Genomic DNA, 1,190 nt, shown 5'->3' on the forward strand with positions numbered 1-1,190 from the left:
GCGGCATGGTGGGGTCGTTCGGGCTGAAGGGGCGCGTGCTGCTGACGGAGCGCTGGGGCGTGGCGGCGGAGGCGCAGGCGGGCGGCGCGCTGATGGGGCGGCTGTCGCTGGTGTACGCGGTGGGAGGTGACACGTGAGCGGTGGACTTCGTGCACTGGGCGCGCTGGGCCTGACGGCGGCGCTGCTGACCCCGGGCTGCATGCGCCCCGGCGAGGACCGCGCGGTGCGGGACACGCGCGTGGGGAAGTCCGAGGCGGACGCGCTGACGGTGGAGGTGGAGGGCGGGCTCGCGTCGGTGCGGACGCTGGCGTCGGGGACGCTGGAGCTGTGGGGCCAGGCGCCGGTGTTCACCACGCGAGTCACCGCGAGCGAGGACGCGCGGACGGACTGGCTGTTCATGGTGCACAACGCGATGCCGGACGCGGTGCTGGACGCCGTGGACGAAGCGGGCACGCCGCTGACGGTGGTGGCGATGCCGGACGCGCACCCGACGGTGAAGGCGTGGCGCGTGGCCCTGCGGCCGGGGACGACCGTGCGGCTGACGGTGGCGCCGCCGGACTGGGACACGCGGCAGCCGTTCCGGTTCGCGGCGCTGGCGGACGTGCAGGAGGCGCTGTCGAAGGTGGGGGACGTCTACGCGAAGCTGAATGAGGACCCCAGCCTGCGCTTCATCTTCTTCGCGGGCGACCTGACGGAGTTCGGGACGCGCGAGCAGCTGGAGGAGTTCCAGCGGCGGCTGGAGGCGGACTCGCGCATCCCGCTGTACGCCACGTTGGGCAACCACGAGACCTTCACGGACGACGCGCGCGAGTACCAGCGGCTGGTGGGCCGGGGCAGCCAGCACTTCACCTTCCACGGCGTGCACTTCAGCCTGGTGGACTCCGGCAGCAGCACGGTGGACCCGATGGTGGAGGAGGAACTGGACGGCTGGCTGGAGGAGGCGCGCGACGCGGTGCACGTGGTGGCGATGCACATCCCGCCGTTGGATCCGATTGGCGTCCGGGGCGGCGGCTTCGCGGTGCGCAACGAGGCGGCGGGGCTGGTGGGGAAGATGGCGCGGGCGGGCGTGGACCTGACGCTCTACGGCCACATCCACTCCTACTATTCGTTCTCCAACGCGGGCATCCCGCCGACGGATCCACGTCCACCGCCAGGAAGTGCCGGCCCACCCCGTCAAAGCGCTCCGGAAT

Annotated in this window: 1 protein-coding gene; it reads left to right on the plus strand. The window is 72.4% G+C overall.

Features of this window, described 5'->3' with window-relative positions; translation table 11 throughout:
• Positions 1-133: 133 nt before the first annotated feature.
• A partial coding sequence (locus tag D7W82_RS39685) for a metallophosphoesterase (protein WP_233588220.1) occupies positions 134-1,190 on the plus strand: 1,057 nt, incomplete at its 3' end.

This window comes from Corallococcus sp. CA049B (assembly GCF_003611685.1).
GTDB classification, from domain to species: Bacteria; Myxococcota; Myxococcia; order Myxococcales; family Myxococcaceae; genus Corallococcus; species Corallococcus coralloides.